The 17,454-nt window shown below is 60.3% G+C and carries 16 protein-coding genes; 13 read left to right on the top strand and 3 right to left on the bottom strand.

Annotated features, from left to right (window positions below; all coding sequences use genetic code 11):
* From APH41_RS29120 to APH41_RS21845, 10 genes are all read left to right on the top strand, one after another.
* The coding region (locus APH41_RS29120; protein ID WP_054921443.1) for a hypothetical protein at positions 1-350 on the top strand (350 nt) is incomplete at its 5' end.
* A 146-nt stretch (positions 351-496) separates the two neighbouring features.
* Positions 497-931, top strand: a complete 435-nt coding sequence (locus APH41_RS21805) for a hypothetical protein (protein WP_034127648.1) — start codon at positions 497-499, stop codon at positions 929-931.
* Between the two features lie 434 nt (positions 932-1,365).
* On the top strand, positions 1,366-2,688 hold the full coding sequence (locus APH41_RS21810; RefSeq protein WP_054897451.1) for a sugar ABC transporter substrate-binding protein: 1,323 nt from the start codon (positions 1,366-1,368) through the stop codon (positions 2,686-2,688).
* A gap of 134 nt (positions 2,689-2,822) precedes the next feature.
* Entirely contained in the window at positions 2,823-3,713 is an 891-nt protein-coding gene (locus APH41_RS21815; RefSeq protein WP_014718700.1) for a carbohydrate ABC transporter permease, read from the top strand.
* Positions 3,714-3,723: 10 nt separating this feature from the next.
* On the top strand, positions 3,724-4,554 hold the full coding sequence (locus tag APH41_RS21820; RefSeq protein ID WP_005788583.1) for a carbohydrate ABC transporter permease: 831 nt from the start codon (positions 3,724-3,726) through the stop codon (positions 4,552-4,554).
* A 22-nt stretch (positions 4,555-4,576) separates the two neighbouring features.
* Positions 4,577-5,680 (top strand): ABC transporter ATP-binding protein, encoded by a 1,104-nt coding sequence (locus tag APH41_RS21825; protein ID WP_054921445.1) that lies wholly within the window; start codon positions 4,577-4,579, stop codon positions 5,678-5,680.
* A gap of 18 nt (positions 5,681-5,698) precedes the next feature.
* Positions 5,699-7,180, top strand: a complete 1,482-nt coding sequence (locus APH41_RS21830; protein WP_054921447.1) for a mannitol dehydrogenase family protein — start codon at positions 5,699-5,701, stop codon at positions 7,178-7,180.
* Between the two features lie 138 nt (positions 7,181-7,318).
* Entirely contained in the window at positions 7,319-8,800 is a 1,482-nt protein-coding gene (gene xylB, locus APH41_RS21835; RefSeq protein ID WP_054921450.1) for a xylulokinase, read from the top strand.
* Positions 8,801-8,812: 12 nt separating this feature from the next.
* The gene (locus tag APH41_RS21840) at positions 8,813-9,751 is read left to right on the top strand and encodes a carbohydrate kinase (protein ID WP_054921452.1); all 939 of its coding nucleotides are present in this window, start codon (positions 8,813-8,815) and stop codon (positions 9,749-9,751) included.
* Between the two features lie 143 nt (positions 9,752-9,894).
* Positions 9,895-12,495, top strand: coding sequence for an autotransporter outer membrane beta-barrel domain-containing protein (locus tag APH41_RS21845; RefSeq protein WP_054921454.1), 2,601 nt, complete (start codon positions 9,895-9,897; stop codon positions 12,493-12,495).
* 70 nt (positions 12,496-12,565) lie between these two features.
* Here the strand turns inward: APH41_RS21845 and APH41_RS21850 are convergent, their stop codons facing one another.
* Positions 12,566-12,835, bottom strand: a complete 270-nt coding sequence (locus APH41_RS21850; protein WP_034127656.1) for a DUF1652 domain-containing protein — start codon at positions 12,833-12,835, stop codon at positions 12,566-12,568.
* Positions 12,836-13,204: 369 nt separating this feature from the next.
* On the opposite strand from APH41_RS21850, the gene APH41_RS21855 reads away from it, so the two are divergent.
* Together APH41_RS21855 and map are read left to right on the top strand one after the other, a co-directional pair.
* Complete coding sequence (locus tag APH41_RS21855; RefSeq protein WP_003190946.1) at positions 13,205-13,405, top strand: ParD-like family protein; 201 nt, start codon at positions 13,205-13,207, stop codon at positions 13,403-13,405.
* Positions 13,405-14,175, top strand: coding sequence for a type I methionyl aminopeptidase (gene map, locus APH41_RS21860; RefSeq protein ID WP_054921457.1), 771 nt, complete (start codon positions 13,405-13,407; stop codon positions 14,173-14,175). The genes APH41_RS21855 and map overlap by 1 nt, the downstream gene beginning before the upstream one ends.
* A gap of 37 nt (positions 14,176-14,212) precedes the next feature.
* Here map and sfnG read toward each other — a convergent pair whose 3' ends face one another.
* Together sfnG and APH41_RS21870 are read right to left on the bottom strand one after the other, a co-directional pair.
* On the bottom strand, positions 14,213-15,337 hold the full coding sequence (sfnG, locus tag APH41_RS21865; RefSeq protein ID WP_054897460.1) for a dimethylsulfone monooxygenase SfnG: 1,125 nt from the start codon (positions 15,335-15,337) through the stop codon (positions 14,213-14,215).
* Between the two features lie 588 nt (positions 15,338-15,925).
* The gene (locus APH41_RS21870) at positions 15,926-16,711 is read right to left on the bottom strand and encodes a sulfite exporter TauE/SafE family protein (RefSeq protein ID WP_054921460.1); all 786 of its coding nucleotides are present in this window, start codon (positions 16,709-16,711) and stop codon (positions 15,926-15,928) included.
* A 193-nt stretch (positions 16,712-16,904) separates the two neighbouring features.
* Between APH41_RS21870 and APH41_RS21875 the strand changes: the two genes are divergently transcribed.
* The gene (locus tag APH41_RS21875) at positions 16,905-17,426 is read left to right on the top strand and encodes a DUF3455 domain-containing protein (protein ID WP_054921463.1); all 522 of its coding nucleotides are present in this window, start codon (positions 16,905-16,907) and stop codon (positions 17,424-17,426) included.
* The last annotated feature ends 28 nt before the right edge of the window (positions 17,427-17,454 follow it).

A 17,454-nucleotide genomic window follows, 5' to 3' on the forward strand; every position in this document is an offset into this window, starting at 1 on the left:
TTGGGCATGGCGACAAAGGTGGAGTGACCTTCAAAAGCGAATTGAAAAATGCGCAGTCTTATTCACCCGAAGCGTTCGTTGGACTGATCGCGCCCATGCTGGAAAAAACCAGCGCTACCCAAATCAGAATGATCAGTAGTAAATCCGGCAGTACAGGTTTCGCTGAAGAGTTATCCAAACGCTTGAACGTTCCCGTGAAGGCCCCCGTCGGTACTGTCACACAGTTCGAAGTCATGAAGGACAGGTATTGGATTTTGGAAAAGCTCCCCAACCCACGTCGACCCCATGACCATGAGTGGAAAATCTTTACTCCCCCCGCCTCCGCCAGCTCGCGAGCTTTGAGGTTATGAGCCCGCGCGCAGGGCGGCGCACCCGTTGACTGAGCAGAGCCTGGCTTGAGCAAGCGCCCACCCGTCTGAACTGGTAGATGTGACAGTTCCCTGGATCACGGCGATTGTGAACTCTGGCTCTGTGAATAGTCCATTGGAGCCCCGTCATGAAGAAAACAGCCACCCCTCGTGCAATCAATGAGTTCAGCCGCTTTGAAATACCCGGAGAGACCTTCGGCTGGACCGGCGAAGGCCAGATACATATCGACAATTACGACAAACAAAGTCGCTGGTTCTCGACATCGGTCAATAGAGACTGGGGCAAAGCGCTGACCGGGGCCGCCGACGTTGAAGTGGTCATCAGGCTGCGCGGCGAACAAGCCGGTGAAACACTCATCGCCGCTCATCCGGAAGGAACAGGACGGCTCAACGACATATCAGTCGAAAAGCCAAGCCTTTATCGGTTCTACATCAGGTCCACGGCGACTGGCGAGGTGTGGGTAAGCTTCAAATTTGACTCCAACCGGAAAATGGTGATCGAGAGCATCAGCGTGCTGGGGCCCGTTCGAAAAAAAACCACTAAAGCACCCATACACCCCTGACGGTCTGTTCACCACGCAAACTGGGCGAGCAATTTGCTCAGCAGGCCAATATGGCGCAAGGCATTCTGCGCTCCGGAGCCAACGAGCCGGTCGAACTCAATGCGGTATGCCAGAACGGTAGCTGGTATGCCTATGACGCGAAAGCACAGGCAGGTTATGGGCCTGTGCTGGAAGGCTTTGTATCGGATACATCGTCAGCCGTTTGGCTGGGGAGTGCCTATAAATAGCAAATAGGCATTACCCCTCTTCGGGTGCCTGATCCGCGCTCGAAGATTCTCAGTGCAAAAAAGTATCAGTCCCAGTGCTCCCAAGGATTTGTCACCGCCGCTTTTGAAGGCTGTAATCAACGCACACTCTTCCTGACTCCTTGTAGGAAGACACAACAACAATAACCGTCCTTCTGTACCCCCCTGGGCGCGGAAATGGAGTGCGCGATGAAGTTCACAGTAAAAACCCTGCTTGCCTGTTCTTGCATGACTGCATGCATGACCCTCAGCGCCGTCAGCCTTGGCGCGCAAACCCTGACCATTGCCACCGTCAACAACAGCGACATGATCCGCATGCAGAAGCTCTCGAAAACCTTCGAGGCCGAGCACCCGGAGATCAAGCTGAACTGGGTGGTGCTCGAAGAAAACGTGTTGCGCCAACGGCTGACTACCGACATCGCTACCCAGGGCGGGCAGTTCGATGTATTGACCATCGGCATGTACGAAGCCGCACTGTGGGGCGCCAAGGGTTGGCTGGAGCCGATGAAAGACCTGCCGGCTTCCTATGACCTTGATGACGTGTTCCCTTCGGTGCGTGACGGTTTGTCCGTCAAAGGCTCCTTGTATGCCCTGCCGTTCTACGCCGAAAGCTCGATCACCTATTACCGCACCGACCTGTTCAAGGACGCCGGGCTGAGCATGCCTGAGCACCCGACCTGGAGCCAGATCGGCGAATTCGCCGCCAAGCTCACCGACAAGTCCAAAGAACAATATGGCCTGTGCCTGCGCGGCAAAGCCGGTTGGGGTGAGAACATGGCGCTGATCACCACACTGGCCAACGGCTTCGGCGCGCGCTGGTTCGATGAGAAGTGGCAGCCGGAATTCAACGGCCCCGAGTGGAAGAACGCGCTGAATTTCTACGTCGACAACATGAAGAAATCCGGCCCGCCGGGTGCTTCCAGCAACGGCTTCAACGAGAACCTGGCACTGTTCAACAGCGGCAAGTGCGCGATCTGGGTGGATGCCAGCGTGGCGGGCTCGTTTGTTACCGACAAGAGCCAGAGCAAGGTCGCCGAGCATGTCGGCTTCACGTTTGCGCCCCACGAGAAGACCGACAAGGGCACGTCATGGCTGTATTCCTGGAGCCTGGCGATCCCGACCAGCTCCAAAGCCAAGGATGCCGCCAAGGTATTCACCAGTTGGGCCACCTCCAAGGAATACGGCCAACTTGTGGCCAAGACCGATGGCATCGCCAACGTACCACCGGGCACACGCACCTCGACCTACAGCGAGGAGTACATGAAGGCCGCGCCGTTCGCCAAGGTGACGCTGGAATCGCTGAAAGTGGCCGACCCCACCAAGCCGACCGAGAAACCGGTGCCGTATATCGGTATCCAGTTGGTGACCATTCCGGAATTCCAGGCGATTGGTACCCAGGTGGGCAAGTTCTTCTCGGGTGCGCTGACCGGTCAGCAGACCGTCGAGGCTGCATTGACCGCCGCGCAGACCACCACCGAGCGGGAAATGAAGCGGGCTGGTTACCCCAAGTAACCCCATAGCCTGTAGGAGCGAGCTTGCTCGCGAAGGTATTCCAAGCACATCGCGGTGTCGGATGTACCTTTTTCGCGAGCAAGCTCGCTCCTACAGGGCTTTTGCGCACCTGTCTCTATCTGGCCTTGATTATCATGAATACACCCACCAAAAACCGCCTGGCCAACCCCGGCTGGTTTCTCGTCAGCCCCTCGGTGGCCTTGCTGCTGCTGTGGATGATCGTGCCGCTGGGCATGACCCTGTACTTTTCGCTGATCCGCTACAACCTGCTCTACCCCGGCGAAAACCAGTTCGTGGGGCTGGAAAACTTCAGCTACTTCATCACCGACTCGGGGTTCCTGCCTGGCGCCACCAATACCCTATTGCTGGTAGGCAGCGTATTGCTGATCAGCGTGGTGTTCGGCGTGTTGATCAGTGCGTTGCTGGAGGCCAGTGAGTTCCTGGGGCGCGGCATCGTGAGGGTGATGCTGATTTCGCCGTTCTTCATCATGCCCACCGTCGGCGCGTTGATTTGGAAGAACCTGATTTTCCACCCGGTGTCGGGGATTCTCGCCGCCGTGTGGAAGTTCTTCGGCGCCGAACCGGTGGACTGGCTGGCGCATTACCCGCTGCTGTCGATCATCATCATTGTGTCGTGGCAATGGCTGCCCTTTGCGATCCTGCTGCTGATGACCGCGATGCAGTCGCTAGACCAAGAGCAAAAGGAAGCGGCACGCCTGGACGGTGCCGGCGCCATTGCGATTTTCTGGCACCTGACCCTGCCCCACCTGGCCCGCCCGATTGCCGTGGTGGTGATGATCGAAACCATCTTCCTGCTCTCGGTGTTCGCCGAAATCTTCACCACCACCAACGGTGGCCCCGGCTACGCCTCGACCAACCTCGCCTACCTGATCTACAACCAGGCGCTGGTGCAGTTCGACGTGGGCATGGCCTCCGCCGGCGGCTTGATTGCCGTGGTCATCGCCAATATCGCGGCGATCATCCTGGTGCGGATGATCGGCAAAAACCTGACTGACAAGCCTTGAGGGCCGCGCCATGACGCTTCAACAATCCCGCCGCCTGCAAAGCCTGTTGCTCGGCACGCTGGCCTGGGCCATTGCGATCCTGATTTTCTTCCCGATCTTCTGGATGGTGCTGACCAGTTTCAAGACCGAAATCGACGCCTTCGCCACGCCGCCGCAGTTCATCTTCACGCCGACGCTGGAGAACTACCTGCACATCAACGAGCGCAGCAACTACTTTGCCTACGCCTGGAACTCGGTGGTGATTTCGTTCAGCGCCACCGCCCTGTGCCTGCTGATTTCGGTACCGGCCGCCTACTCTATGGCGTTCTACGAAACCCAGCGCACCAAGGGCACGCTGCTGTGGATGCTGTCCACCAAGATGCTGCCGCCGGTGGGCGTACTGATGCCGATCTACCTGCTGGCCAAGAGCTTTGGCCTGTTGGATACGCGCATTGCGCTGATCATCATCTACACCCTGATCAACCTGCCGATTGTGGTGTGGATGGTGTACACCTACTTCAAGGACATCCCCAAGGACATCCTCGAAGCCGCCCGCCTGGACGGCGCCACCCTGTGGCAGGAAATGGTGCGCGTGCTGCTGCCAATCGCCAAGGGTGGCCTGGCGTCCACGGTACTGCTGTCGTTGATCCTGTGTTGGAACGAGGCGTTCTGGTCGCTGAACCTGACCTCCTCCAGCGCCGCGCCGTTGACCGCCTTGATCGCCTCCTACTCCAGCCCCGAAGGCTTGTTCTGGGCCAAGCTGTCCGCCGTCTCGACCCTGGCCTGCGCGCCGATCCTGATCTTTGGCTGGATCAGCCAGAAGCAGTTGGTACGCGGTTTGTCCTTTGGCGCCGTCAAATAATAATTCGAAAAGGAGGCCCATCATGGCCAACCTGAAAATCAAGAATCTGCAAAAAGGCTTCGAAGGTTTTTCCATCATCAAGGGCATCGACCTGGAAGTGAACGACAAGGAATTCGTGGTGTTCGTCGGCCCGTCGGGCTGTGGCAAATCCACCCTGCTGCGCCTGATCGCCGGCCTGGAAGAGGTCAGCGACGGCACCATCGAACTCGATGGCCGCGACATCACCGAAGTCACCCCGGCCAAGCGCGACCTGGCCATGGTGTTCCAGACCTACGCGCTGTACCCGCACATGAGCGTGCGCAAGAACATGTCGTTTGCCCTGGACCTGGCGGGTGTCGACAAGAAGCTGGTCGAGAGCAAAGTCAGCGAAGCGGCACGCATCCTTGAGCTGGGGCCTTTGCTGGAGCGCAAGCCCAAGCAACTCTCGGGTGGCCAGCGCCAGCGCGTGGCGATTGGCCGAGCGATTGTGCGTAACCCGAAGATCTTCCTGTTCGACGAACCGCTGTCCAACCTCGACGCCGCACTGCGCGTGCAGATGCGCCTGGAGCTGGCGCGCCTGCATAAAGAACTGCAAGCGACCATGATCTACGTGACCCACGACCAGGTCGAAGCCATGACCCTGGCCGACAAGGTGGTGGTGCTCAACAGTGGGCGCATCGAACAGGTCGGCTCGCCGCTGGAGCTGTACCACCAGCCAGCCAACCTGTTTGTGGCCGGTTTTCTCGGCACGCCGAAGATGGGTTTCCTCAAGGGCCAGGTCATCCGCGTCGACAGCCAAGGCTGCGAGGTGCAACTGGACGCCGACACCCTGATCAGCCTGCCGTTGAGCGGCGCCACCCTGAGCGTGGGCAGCGCGGTAACCCTGGGCATTCGCCCGGAACATCTGGAAATCGCCGCGCCAGGGCAAACCACCCTGACCGTGACCGCTGACGTTGGCGAGCGCCTGGGCAGCGACACCTTCTGCCACGTCATCACCCGCAACGGCGAACCGCTGACCATGCGTATCCGTGGCGACATGGCCAGCCAATACGGCGAAACGCTGCAGTTGCACCTGGACCCGGCGCACTGCCATCTGTTCGACACCGATGGCGTAGCCGTGGCCCGTCCACTGCGCGCTGCCGCCTGATTCCGTGAGTATTTCCAGATGAAATTGAATAAAGCCAACCTCACCCAACTGGCGCCCGAAGTGCAGGTGCCGACCTACGCGCTTGCCGATATCCGCCAGGGCATCGCGCACATTGGCGTCGGCGGTTTCCACCGTGCGCACCAGGCGTTCTACACCGATGCCCTGATGAACACCGGCGAGGACCTGGACTGGGGCATCTGCGGCGTCGGCCTGCGCAGTGAAGACCGCAAGGCCCGCGATGACCTGGCCGGCCAGGATTATTTGTTCACCCTGTATGAACTGGGCGACACCGACGACACGCAAGTGCGCGTGATCGGCTCGATCAGCGACATGCTGCTGGCCGAAGACGGCGCCCAGGCGCTCATCGATAAACTTGCCAGCCCCCAGATCCGCATCGTCTCGCTGACCATCACCGAAGGCGGCTACTGCATCGATGACAGCAACGGCGAGTTCATGGCCCACCTGCCGCAGATCCAGCATGACCTGGCGCACCCGAGGGCACCGAAAACCGTGTTCGGCTTTATCTGCGCTGCGCTCACCCAGCGCCGCGCAGCTGGCACCCCGGCCTTTACGGTGATGTCCTGCGATAACCTGCCTCACAACGGCGCCGTCACCCGCAAGGCCTTGCTGGCCTTCGCCGCCCTGCACGACGCGGGCCTGCATGACTGGATCAAGGCCAACGTGAGCTTCCCGAATGCCATGGTTGACCGCATCACGCCAATGACCAGCACCGCCCACCGCCTGCAACTGCACGACCAGCACGGGATCGACGATGCCTGGCCGGTGGTGTGCGAGCCGTTTGTGCAGTGGGTGCTGGAAGACAAATTCGTCAACGGCCGCCCGGCCTGGGAAAAGGTCGGCGTGCAGTTCACCGATGACGTCACGCCTTATGAAGAAATGAAGATCGGCCTGCTCAACGGCAGCCACCTGGCCCTCACGTACCTGGGGTTCCTCAAGGGCTACCGGTTCGTTCACGAGACCATGAACGACCCCCTGTTCGTGGCGTATATGCGCGCCTACATGGACCTGGACGTCACGCCGAACCTGGCGCCGGTACCTGGTATCGACCTGACCGAATACAAGCAGACCCTGGTGGATCGCTTTTCCAACCAGGCGATTGCCGACCAGTTGGAGCGCGTATGCTCCGATGGTTCATCGAAGTTTCCCAAGTTCACCGTGCCGACCATCAACCGCCTGATTGCCGGCGGCCGCGACACGGACCGTGCCGCCCTGGTGGTGGCGGCCTGGGCGCTGTATTTGAAAGGCGTGGATGAAAACGGCGCGCACTACAGCATCCCGGACCCACGGGCAGCGTTCTGCCAGGAGCTGGTGAGCGATGACGCGCTGATCAGCCAGCGGTTGCTGGGGGTGGAAGAGATTTTTGGCACGGCTATTCCCAAGTCGGCGGCGTTTGTGGCAGCGTTCGAACGTTGCTACAAAAGCCTGCGCGACAAAGGCGTCACAGCCACACTGCAAAACCTCCTGAACAAAGCGGATTAAACATGTGGGAGCTGGCTTGCCTGCGAGAGCGGTGGTCCAGTCAACCCTGCGGTGACTGCCAGACCGCTATCGCAGGCAAGCCAGCTCCCACATTGACCGTATTTTCAATCCAACAATAAGACTGCTGAGCACTCCATCATGACCCAGCAAAACCTCTACCTCGGCATCGACTGCGGCACCCAGGGCACCAAGGCGATCGTCCTCGATGCGTCCAGCGGCAAGGTGCTGGGCCTGGGCGCCGCGGCGCACACCTTGATCAGCGGCGCCAATGGCCGTCGTGAACAACACACCCAGGAATGGCTGGACGCCTTCACCGCTGCCACCCATCGCGCCCTGCAACAGGCCGGCGTGGATGGCCAGGACATCCTCGGCATCGGCGTATCCGGCCAGCAACACGGCCTGGTGTTGCTGGATGATCATGGCCAAGTGCTGCGCCCGGCCAAGCTGTGGTGCGACACCGAAACCACGCCGGAGAACGACCGGCTGCTGCAGCATCTGGGTGGCGAACGCGGCTCTCTGGAGCGCCTGGGCGTGGCCATCGCACCAGGCTACACGGTGTCCAAGCTGCTCTGGACCCGTGAACAGCACCCGGAAGTCTTCGCGCGCATTGCCCATATCCTGCTGCCCCACGACTACCTCAACTACTGGCTCACCGGCCGCGCCTGCGCCGAGTATGGCGATGCGTCGGGTACCGGTTACTTCAACGTGCGCCGCCGGGAATGGGATGTGGCGTTGCTCCAGCACATCGACCCCAGTGGCCGCCTGCAAGCCGCTTTGCCGACACTGATCGAGGCCGACCAAGCGGTGGGCACGATCCTGCCGGCCATTGCCGAGCGCCTGGGCATCAACCCCGACGCGGTGGTGTCCAGTGGTGGCGGCGACAATATGATGGGCGCCATTGGCACCGGCAATATCGCCCCCGGCGTGATCACCATGAGCCTGGGCTCGTCGGGCACCGTGTATGCCTTTGCCGACCAGCCAAACATCAGCCCCCAAGCCTCGGTGGCGACCTTCTGCTCCTCCAGCGGCGGTTGGCTGCCGCTGATCTGCACCATGAACCTGACTAACGCCACCGGGGTGATTCGCGAGCTGTTCGAACTGGACCTCGACACCTTCAACGCCCTGGTCGAACAGGCACCCATCGGCGCCGATGGCGTGAGCATGCTGCCGTTTCTCAACGGCGAACGCGTACCCGCCCTGCCCCACGCCACCGGCAGCCTGCAGGGCCTGACCATGACCAACCTGACCCGCGCCAACCTGTGCCGCGCGGTGGTCGAAGGCACCACCTTCGGCCTGCGTTATGGCCTGGACCTGCTGCGCCAGACCGGCCTGCAAAGCCAGAGCATCCGCCTGATCGGTGGCGGCTCGAAAAGCCCGCTGTGGCGGCAGATGGTCGCCGATATCATGCACACCGAAGTGGTGTGTACCGAACAGAGCGAGGCCGCCGCCCTGGGCGCGGCGATCCAGGCGGCGTGGTGCCAGAGCGGCGAACCGCTGGCCAGCCTGTGCGACAAATGCGTGAGCATTGACCCGGCCAGCCGCACCTTACCCGTGGCCGCCAATGTCAGTGCCTATCAACAAGCGTATCAGCGTTATCAACAGCACGTGGCAACCCTTTAAGAGCGAGCAACTATGTATCTGGTGTGTGGTGAAGCGCTGTTTGATTTCTTCAGCGAGGAGGATGCCAGCGGGCAGGCCGCCAAGCTCAATTACAAGGCGATTGCCGGTGGCTCGCCGTTCAACGTCGCGGTGGGTTTGCGCCGCCTGGGGATCGAGTCGGGGTTCTTCGCCGGCCTGTCCACCGATTACCTTGGACGGCGCTTGCAGCAAGTACTGAAAGACGAAGGTATCAGCGAACGCTTTCTGGTTGAGTTCGACGCGCCGACCACCCTGGCGATGGTAGCCGTGGGCGCCAATGGCTCGCCGCAGTACAGCTTTCGCGGCGAAGGGTGTGCCGACCGGCAATTGCAACTGACCCACTTGCCACCTTTGGGCGACGAGATTCGCGGGCTGCATGTGGGCTCGTTTTCGCTGGTGGTGCAACCGATTAGTGACACACTGCTCAGCCTGGTCAAGCGTGAAAGCGGCAAGCGCTTGATCAGCCTCGACCCCAACGTGCGCCTTAACCCGCAGCCCGATATTCACCTGTGGCGCGCACGCGTCGCAGAGCTGGTGCAACACGCCGACCTGATCAAGGTCAGCGACGAAGACCTTCACCTGCTCTACCCCGACCAGACACCGGAAAGCGTGCTGCAAGGTTGGCTACACCACCGCTGCCAACTGGTGTTCCTCACCCGTGGTGGCGACGGTGCATCGGTGTTCAGCCGCCAACATGGCACCTGGTCGCAACCTGCGGTCAAGGTGGTGATGGCCGATACGGTGGGCGCTGGTGATACCTTCCAGGCGGCGCTGATTGCGTGGCTCACGGAACAGCAGTTGGATTCGGTTGAGGGGCTGCAAAGCCTCAGTCGCGAGCAGATCGACGCCATGCTGGGCTTCGCGATTCGGGCTGCCGCACTGACCTGCGGCAAGACCGGCCCAGACCTGCCCTATCGTCAACAACTGGCTTGAGCTGAGCGGCCAAAACTCAAAGTGCCATCACGCAGGCCACGTATTCCGTGGCCTGCGCGCCATGCATAAAAAATTGCGCTACTGGAAAACTGTGCTAAACCCAAAAACAGGAGCAGTTATTACAACAAACCCAGGACACACCCATGCAAAAGCCCAGTGGTTTCTCGACCCGGGCCGTTTTAGCTGTCGGCCTCATCTCACTGCAGTACATCATCCCTCAACCCTCTCATGCCGCCTGCGTTCTCACCCCGGGAACCGGTAACGATACCTATACGTGCGACAGCGGCAGCAGTCCCGGCCTTACCGACCTTTCCGGGGATAACCATCTGACCCTCCCCGCAGGCGGCACCGGCACCATCAACGGTAATGTCACCTTTGGCCCTGGCGTGGATACGGTGCGCATAGAGTCCGGGCAGATCACCGGCGCGGTGCAACAAGGGGCTGGCATCGATGACTTCGTCATGCTCGGAGGGCAAATACAGGCGCTGTTCCAGGGCGATGGGCTCGACACCTTCAGGATGGAGGGAGGCACCATCGTCGATGCCTTTGAGGACGGCGATGTGGCCTACCAGAGCGGTGGCACCATTGGCCGAGTGAATATGAAGCTGGACAAGAACCTTTATGACATGTCCGGAGGCGCCATCCTGGGCAACCTGGTCACCGGTTTTGATACTGACACCATCATCATTTCCGCTGGCAGCATCGGCGGCAATATCAGCACCAGCGGTGGTGACGATAGCATTACCGTGAGTGGCGGCGTGATCAGTGGTGAGATCCGTGCCAGCGTCGGCAACGACACTTTCCGGTGGCTTGACGGTGGGCAGATCAAGTCCTCGGTGTTGATGGGCGATGGTGACGACACCGCCCTGCTGCGCGGCTTGAATGAAAGCCTGCTGGCCACCACACCCTCCGTCGATGGTGGCCTGGGCAACGATCAATTGACCTTCGACACAACGACATCCAGCACTGCGGCCCGCTATATCGGCTGGGAGACCGTCAACCTCACCAACCACTCACGCCTGAATCTGGCCGGGGATTTTTTCCTCGGTGACAGTGGCAGCAATACCGGCACGTTCAACATCGACGGCAGCAGTGCCCTGGCCGTGACCCAAGGCAGCATCCGCCCCTACACCGCCGGGCAACTGGCGACGCTCAACAACGCCGGCACTGTCGACATGACCACCGACAACAGCGCGACCAGCGTATTGACGGTGCATGGCAACTACATGGGCAACAACGGCCAGTTGCACCTGCAGACCGTACTGGGCGACGAAAACTCTGCCACCGACAAGCTGTTAGTGTCCGACGGCAACATCAGCGGTCACACCCAATTGAGCGTCAGCAACCTCGGCGGTATCGGCGGGCTGACCCAGAACAACGGTATTGAAGTGGTCCAGGCACTCAACGGCGCCGTCAGCACCAACGATGCGTTCGCCTTGAAGGGCTCGGTCTCCGCCGGAGCTTATGAATACCTGCTGTTCAAGGGCGGCACCACCGCCAATACAGAAAACAGCTGGTTCCTTCGTTCCTCGGTGGTGGCCGTGCAACCGCCCGCGGTCCCACCCGTACCGCCGACACCGCCCGTGGTGGTGCCGGTGCCGCCGGTCCCCGCCACTCCCCCTGTAGTGGATTCGGATGAACCCTCCGTGGAACCGCCCACTGCGCAACCGAAGCCCCCGATCGAGCCTGCCGCGCCACCGCCCAGCCAAGTCGCCGCGGCCACGTCGCCGCAATCGGCGGCGAGTAACCCTGTGCTTCCTACCGCCGTGGCAGGTGCCGCGCCGATTCCACTGTATCGCCTGGAAGTTCCGGTCTACTCCGTAGACATCCCCGCTGCGCAACTGATGACGTTGCAGGCTCTGGGCACCTTCCATGAACGCCAGGGCGAGCAAAGCCTGCTGACCGAGACCGGTGCAGTGCCGGCAGGTTGGGTCCGCGCCTATGGCAGTGATTTCAACAAAAGCTGGTCGGGCACCGTGGCGCCAAGTTTTGACGGCACGGTCAAGGGCTATCAGGTTGGCCATGACCTTTACGCCGCCGAAACCAGCGGCGGGCAGACGCAACGCCTTGGCCTCTTTATCGGCCAGAGCCGCCTGCGCGGCGACGTGAAGGGCTTTGCAATGGGCTGGCAGAACCATCGCTCCGGGCGGGTCAAACTCGACGGCGACAACTTCGGCGCTTACTGGACACTCACCGATCCGACCGGCTGGTACGTCGACCTGGTGGCCATGGGTACCCGCCTGGATGGCGACAACAAGTCCGACCGAGGGGTGAAGATGGATACCAAGGGCCACGCCTTGGCGTTATCCGCCGAGGCCGGCTACCCGTTCAGGCTGTCCGAGCATTGGGAGATGGAACCTCAGGCCCAAGTCATCGGCCAGAAGATCGATCTGGACAGTCAGCACGATGGCATTTCCAAGGTCTCTTTCGACTCCCAGGAGTATTGGACCGGCCGCATCGGCGCACGCCTCAAGGGCCGCTATCTGGTCAGCAACACACCCGTGGAGCCGTACCTACGGGCGAATGTCTGGCACACCTTCGGCGGTAGCGACACGGTGACGTTCGACAAGGTGGACCGGATCAAGAGCGATCACAAGTCCTCCACGGCTGATATTGGTGTCGGTGTTGTAGCTCAATTGTCATCCGCGTTCAGCGTTTATATGGAGGGTAACTATGGCACCCAACTGGACGACAACAACTTTGAGGGTGTCAGTGGCAATCTCGGCGTAAGAGTGCGCTGGTAAACAGGAAGGACGTCAACATTGGGCCTGGCAACTACCAGGCCCATGGGGTCAACTTACACTCAAGCATCCGCTAGTGATAACCGCGCGCGCCGGCTCGTTGCAGTACCGGTGCGTGGCTTTGCTTGAGGTCCTCACGCAACCCGGTGATCAGGTTGCAAATCGCTCGACTGCTGTCGAGCTTGTCAGGGTGTATACCTTTGACTTCCAAATCCACCCGGTCCCGGTCGCGGTCGTCGTAGACCTTGATCGTCAACGAGGCATCTTCGGCTTTGGTGCATTCGCACCGTTTAGGCAGGAAACTTCCTTCAATGATGCTGCGAAGCTCTAGTTCTGAAAGCATGGCTAACCTCTCCTTTTTTGAGACTGCCAACAGTTATATGTATCCGACAGGCACTTGCCTGCCACGTCTTGCCAACCCTGGAAGACGCTTTCAATCAGTAAGCCTACTCGGCAAAAACTGTGGTGGTTGTAACCTTTCCTCATAAGCAAACCGCTTGCTCATATTAAAGAAGACAACCTGTTTGGCATCATCGTCGAACTACATCGATTAAACGTTTAACCCGCAGCGTGGGGACCGGCGTTTATGTGGAAATCCTTTTTTCGGCAACCTATCGCAACCAATCAACCCATCACCGTTCAGCCGAAGGCGGTTTGCGATAAACATACGAAACATATACGATTCGTATATCAATTAAACACAGTGAACCTTATGGGCATCGTCAAGATCACCGATCAGCTGCACGAACAACTGCGCCTGGCCAGCGCCGCCATGGACCGCTCCATCAACGCCCAGGCCGAGTTCTGGATCAAGATCGGCCTGCTCGCCGAACTCAACCCGCACCTGCCCTACAACGAGCTGATCAACAAGCTGTTGCTGGACAAACCCGACCTGATCCGAGGGCGCAGCTGATGATCAAGACTCCCGCACAGTTGGTCGTAATGCGTGAAGCCGGGCGCCTGTTGGCGCAAGTCTTCGACATGCTCGACGGTTTCGTCGCCGCCGGCCGCTCTACCCTGGAGCTGGACAGCGCCGTCGAAGCCTTCATCCGCAATGACCTCAAGGCCCGCCCTGCCAGCCTTGGGCAGTACGACTACCCCTTCTGCATCAACACCTCGATCAACGAAGTGGTGTGCCACGGCATGCCCAGCGCCAAGCAATTGCTCAAGGACGGCGACATCATCAACATCGACATCACCCTGGAAAAAGGCGGCTTCATTGCCGACTCCAGCAAGATGTACATGATCGGCAACGTGACGCCCAAGGCCAGGCGCCTGGTGGACATGACCTTCGAGGCGATGTGGGCCGGTATACGCCAGGTCAAGCCCGGGGCGCGCCTGGGCGATATCGGCCATGCTATCCAGAGCCATGCGCAAGCCAACGGCTACAGCGTGGTGCGCGAATACTGCGGCCACGGCATCGGCCGACAAATGCACGAAGAACCGCAAATTCTGCACTTCGGCCGGCCTGGCACCGGCCTGGAACTGCGCGAAGGCATGGTGTTTACCATCGAACCGATGCTTAACCAGGGCAGCGCCAAAACCTGCAGCCTGAAAGACGGCTGGACGGTGGTCACCAAGGACAACAGCCTCTCGGCGCAATGGGAACATACCGTGGCGGTGACGGCGGACGGGTTTGAGGTGTTGACCTTGCAAGCCGCTCAAAACCTTCACACCCTGTAGGAGCGAGCTTGCTCGCGAAGGCCTCAAGGACTGCGCGTTAAACCAGGCTACCCACTTCTTCGTTGACGTTTTTCGCGAGCGAGCTCGCTCCTACAGTGGCCTTGGCTTCAAGCTCGCGCACCAGCGGCAATACGCGTTTGCCGAAATACTCCACTTCTTCCTGGAAGTGCAGAAAGCCTGCCAGCACCAAGTCCACACCCACGGCCTTGAGTGCCACGATGCGCTCGGCGATCTGCTGCGGCGTGCCGATCAGGTTGGTCTTGAAGCCATCGTTGTATTGCACCAGGTCCTCAAAGCTGGACTTGGCCCAGTTCCCCTCGCCCTCCGGCGACGCCTTGCCCGCTTGCCTGGCCGCGTCACCAAAGGCGTTGACCGCCTCCGGGTCGGCTTGGTCGATAATCTGCGCCAGCACCGCCCGTGCCTCCTCCTCCGTGTCGCGGGCGATCACGAAGGCGTTCACGCCCACCTTCACCGAATGCTGGTTGGCAGCGGCCTTGGCACGGATATCATCGACCTGGGCCTTGACCCCTTCAGGCGTGTTGCCATTGGTGAAATACCAATCCGACACCCGCGCCGCCATGTCCCGAGCCGCCCGCGAACTGCCACCCTGGAAGATTTCCGGCTGGCCCAGGGGTTTGGGCTTGAGGGTGTATTGGTTGAACCGATAGAAATCGCCCTTGAAGGTGAAATCGTCCTGGGTCCAGATGCCTTTGAGAGCACGGATAAACTCTTCGGAACGCCGATAGCGCTCATCATGCTCCAACCAATGTTCGCCAATGGCCTGGAACTCGCCCTTGAACCAGCCACTGACGATATTCACCGCAATACGGCCATTGGTCAGTTGGTCGATGGTCGCCAATTGCTTGGCCGCCAACGCCGGTTGCCACGGCCCGGGCAGGATCGCCGCGATGACCTTGAGGGTGGTGGTCGCCGCCAGCAACGCATGGCTGAACGCCACAGACTCATGCTGGTTCTCGGCGCCGTAGCCTGCGGTGAAGCGAATTTGCGTCAAGCCATATTCAAAGCCCGCCGCCTCCGCCAGTTGCGCCAGTTTGCGGTTGTAATCAATACCCCAGTGGGTGCGTTGTTCAATCTTGCTGACGACCAACCCACCGCTGACGTTGGGCACCCAATAGGCAAATTTCACGGCTTGCTGACTCATCGGACGGTACCTCGTACAGGGGATTTACAAGGGCTTACGCAGCAAGCGTGCCAGGGGCAGGCAAATGCCCGTAGCCTGGGGGTTGCGGAAAAAAAGGGGGATTGAAGCGATGGCTTGCCAGTGTCTGGGATCGCAGCAGTTTGTGGATCTGCTGTTGCTGGAGCAACAGTTGCGACCAGCACCAAGCGTAACCACGATGCGAAGCGAGTCGCTCTTGATCTGCTTTTGATCTTAAGCGCCCCGTTAAACCACGCTGGCCGGAATTCGACAGGGATTTGGGGGGTAAACCGGCAGGGATGCCGGTTTAGCTGCCCCGCGCCATGGATGGCGCGTGGCGGCGGCCCCCCAAATCACTGGCGGATTACGGGCACACCGAGCCTGAGCGAGGTGCCGAGTGGTGGGGCAAGAGCCCTTTTGGTTACTTTTGGGGCTCTTTTCCAAAAGTGACCCGCTGTAAGAGCGGAACCCTAAGTGGCCGTTACCGCAGGAATGGATATGTACTCGGTCTGACACCTGTGTCGGCTGTCAGGCCGCTATCGCAGGCAAGCCAGCTCCCACATTTGGAGCGTGGGGTGTCAGGCCACGTGCTCAGAACGCCAACTTATAACCCACCGCCATCAACATCACCGCCAGGCACGGCCGCAGTACCCCGTCGGGAATCCTGCCGGTCATATGGCTGCCAACGTAGATCCCCGGCAGCGACCCCATCAGCAAAAAGCCCAGCAGATGCCAGTCCATGTTCCCCATGCTGGCATGGCCCAGGCCCGCCACCAAGGTCAGGGGCACGGCATGGGCGATCTCGGTGCCAACCAGGCGCCGCGTGGCCAGGAACGGGTACAGGATAAACAGCGCCACCGTGCCGAGGGCGCCGGCGCCGATCGAGGTCAGGGCCACCATGGTGCCAAGGATCGCACCTGTCACAACAGTGAGCGCATTCAGATTGCGCGGGCGCAGATGGTAGGAGTCGCCAGCATGACGCTGGGCAAAGGCCAACAGGCTTTTCTTGAACAGGATCGCCAGGGCCGTCAGCAGCAATACCACGCCAAGGGCCTGCTTGATCACCGCGTTCATCGCGCTGGGGTCGGTGTGCAGGCTGGCCAGGAACCATAACGTCAGCAACACCGCCGGCACGCTGCCCAGAGTGAGCCAGCCGGTGATGGTCCAGTCGATGTTCTTGTTCTTGCTGTGTACCAGCACACCACCGGACTTGGTGATCGCGGCGTACAGCAGGTCGGTGCCCACCGCAGTGGCTGGGTTGATGCCAAACCACAGCAGGATCGGGGTCATCAGCGAACCGCCGCCCACCCCCGTCATGCCCACGATAAAACCCACGATCAGGCCGGCAACCACGAAACCAATATTACCTACATCCATTCCAGCTACCCGAGGCCTTATAAATTTCTGGCCGCAGGATAGCGATTTTTCTTATAACCACTTATACCGATGCGATCTGAGTTTATGCTTTTTTGGAAATCTTCACTTTTTTCGCAAAGCCCTGCATCCAATGGGCGGGCCTGGGCCGTAGTCATCAACGTAACCCTGCTGTTCTACCCAATGGAGAAACACCATGAACGCTAAAACACTGCTGTGCCTGTCCAGCTTGCTCCTCGCCGCACCGTCGGCGTTTGCCCAGGCGGGCCTGCCGGACAGCATCAAGGTGCCGGATGGCCACAAGGTGGCGATGCAAACCACCGGGGTCGGCGAAATCACCTATGAATGCCGCGACAAGGCCAGCGCTGCCGGCCAGACCGAGTGGACCTTCGTCGGCCCCAAAGCCGTGTTGAACGACCGTAATGGCCAGCAGGTCGGCACCTACTTCGGCCCACCTGCCACGTGGCAGGCCAAGGACGGCTCGACCATCACCGGCACGCAATTGGCCGTGGCGCCGTCGAGCCCCGGTAACCTGCCCTATCAACTGGTCAAGGCCAACCCGGCCGAGGGAAAAGGTGCGATGAGTGGCGTGGCGTATATCCAGCGGGTTGCGCTCAAAGGCGGAGTCGCTCCCGCTACGCCATGCACCACGGCGAACAAAGGCGCCAAGGAAGGGGTGAAATACCAGGCGGACTACATCTTCTGGGCCGCCAACTGAGCAAACTCAGCTACGCTGGCCAGGTAGG

The organism is Pseudomonas sp. NBRC 111138, from assembly GCF_001320835.1.
GTDB lineage: Bacteria > Pseudomonadota > Gammaproteobacteria > Pseudomonadales > Pseudomonadaceae > Aquipseudomonas > Aquipseudomonas paracarnis.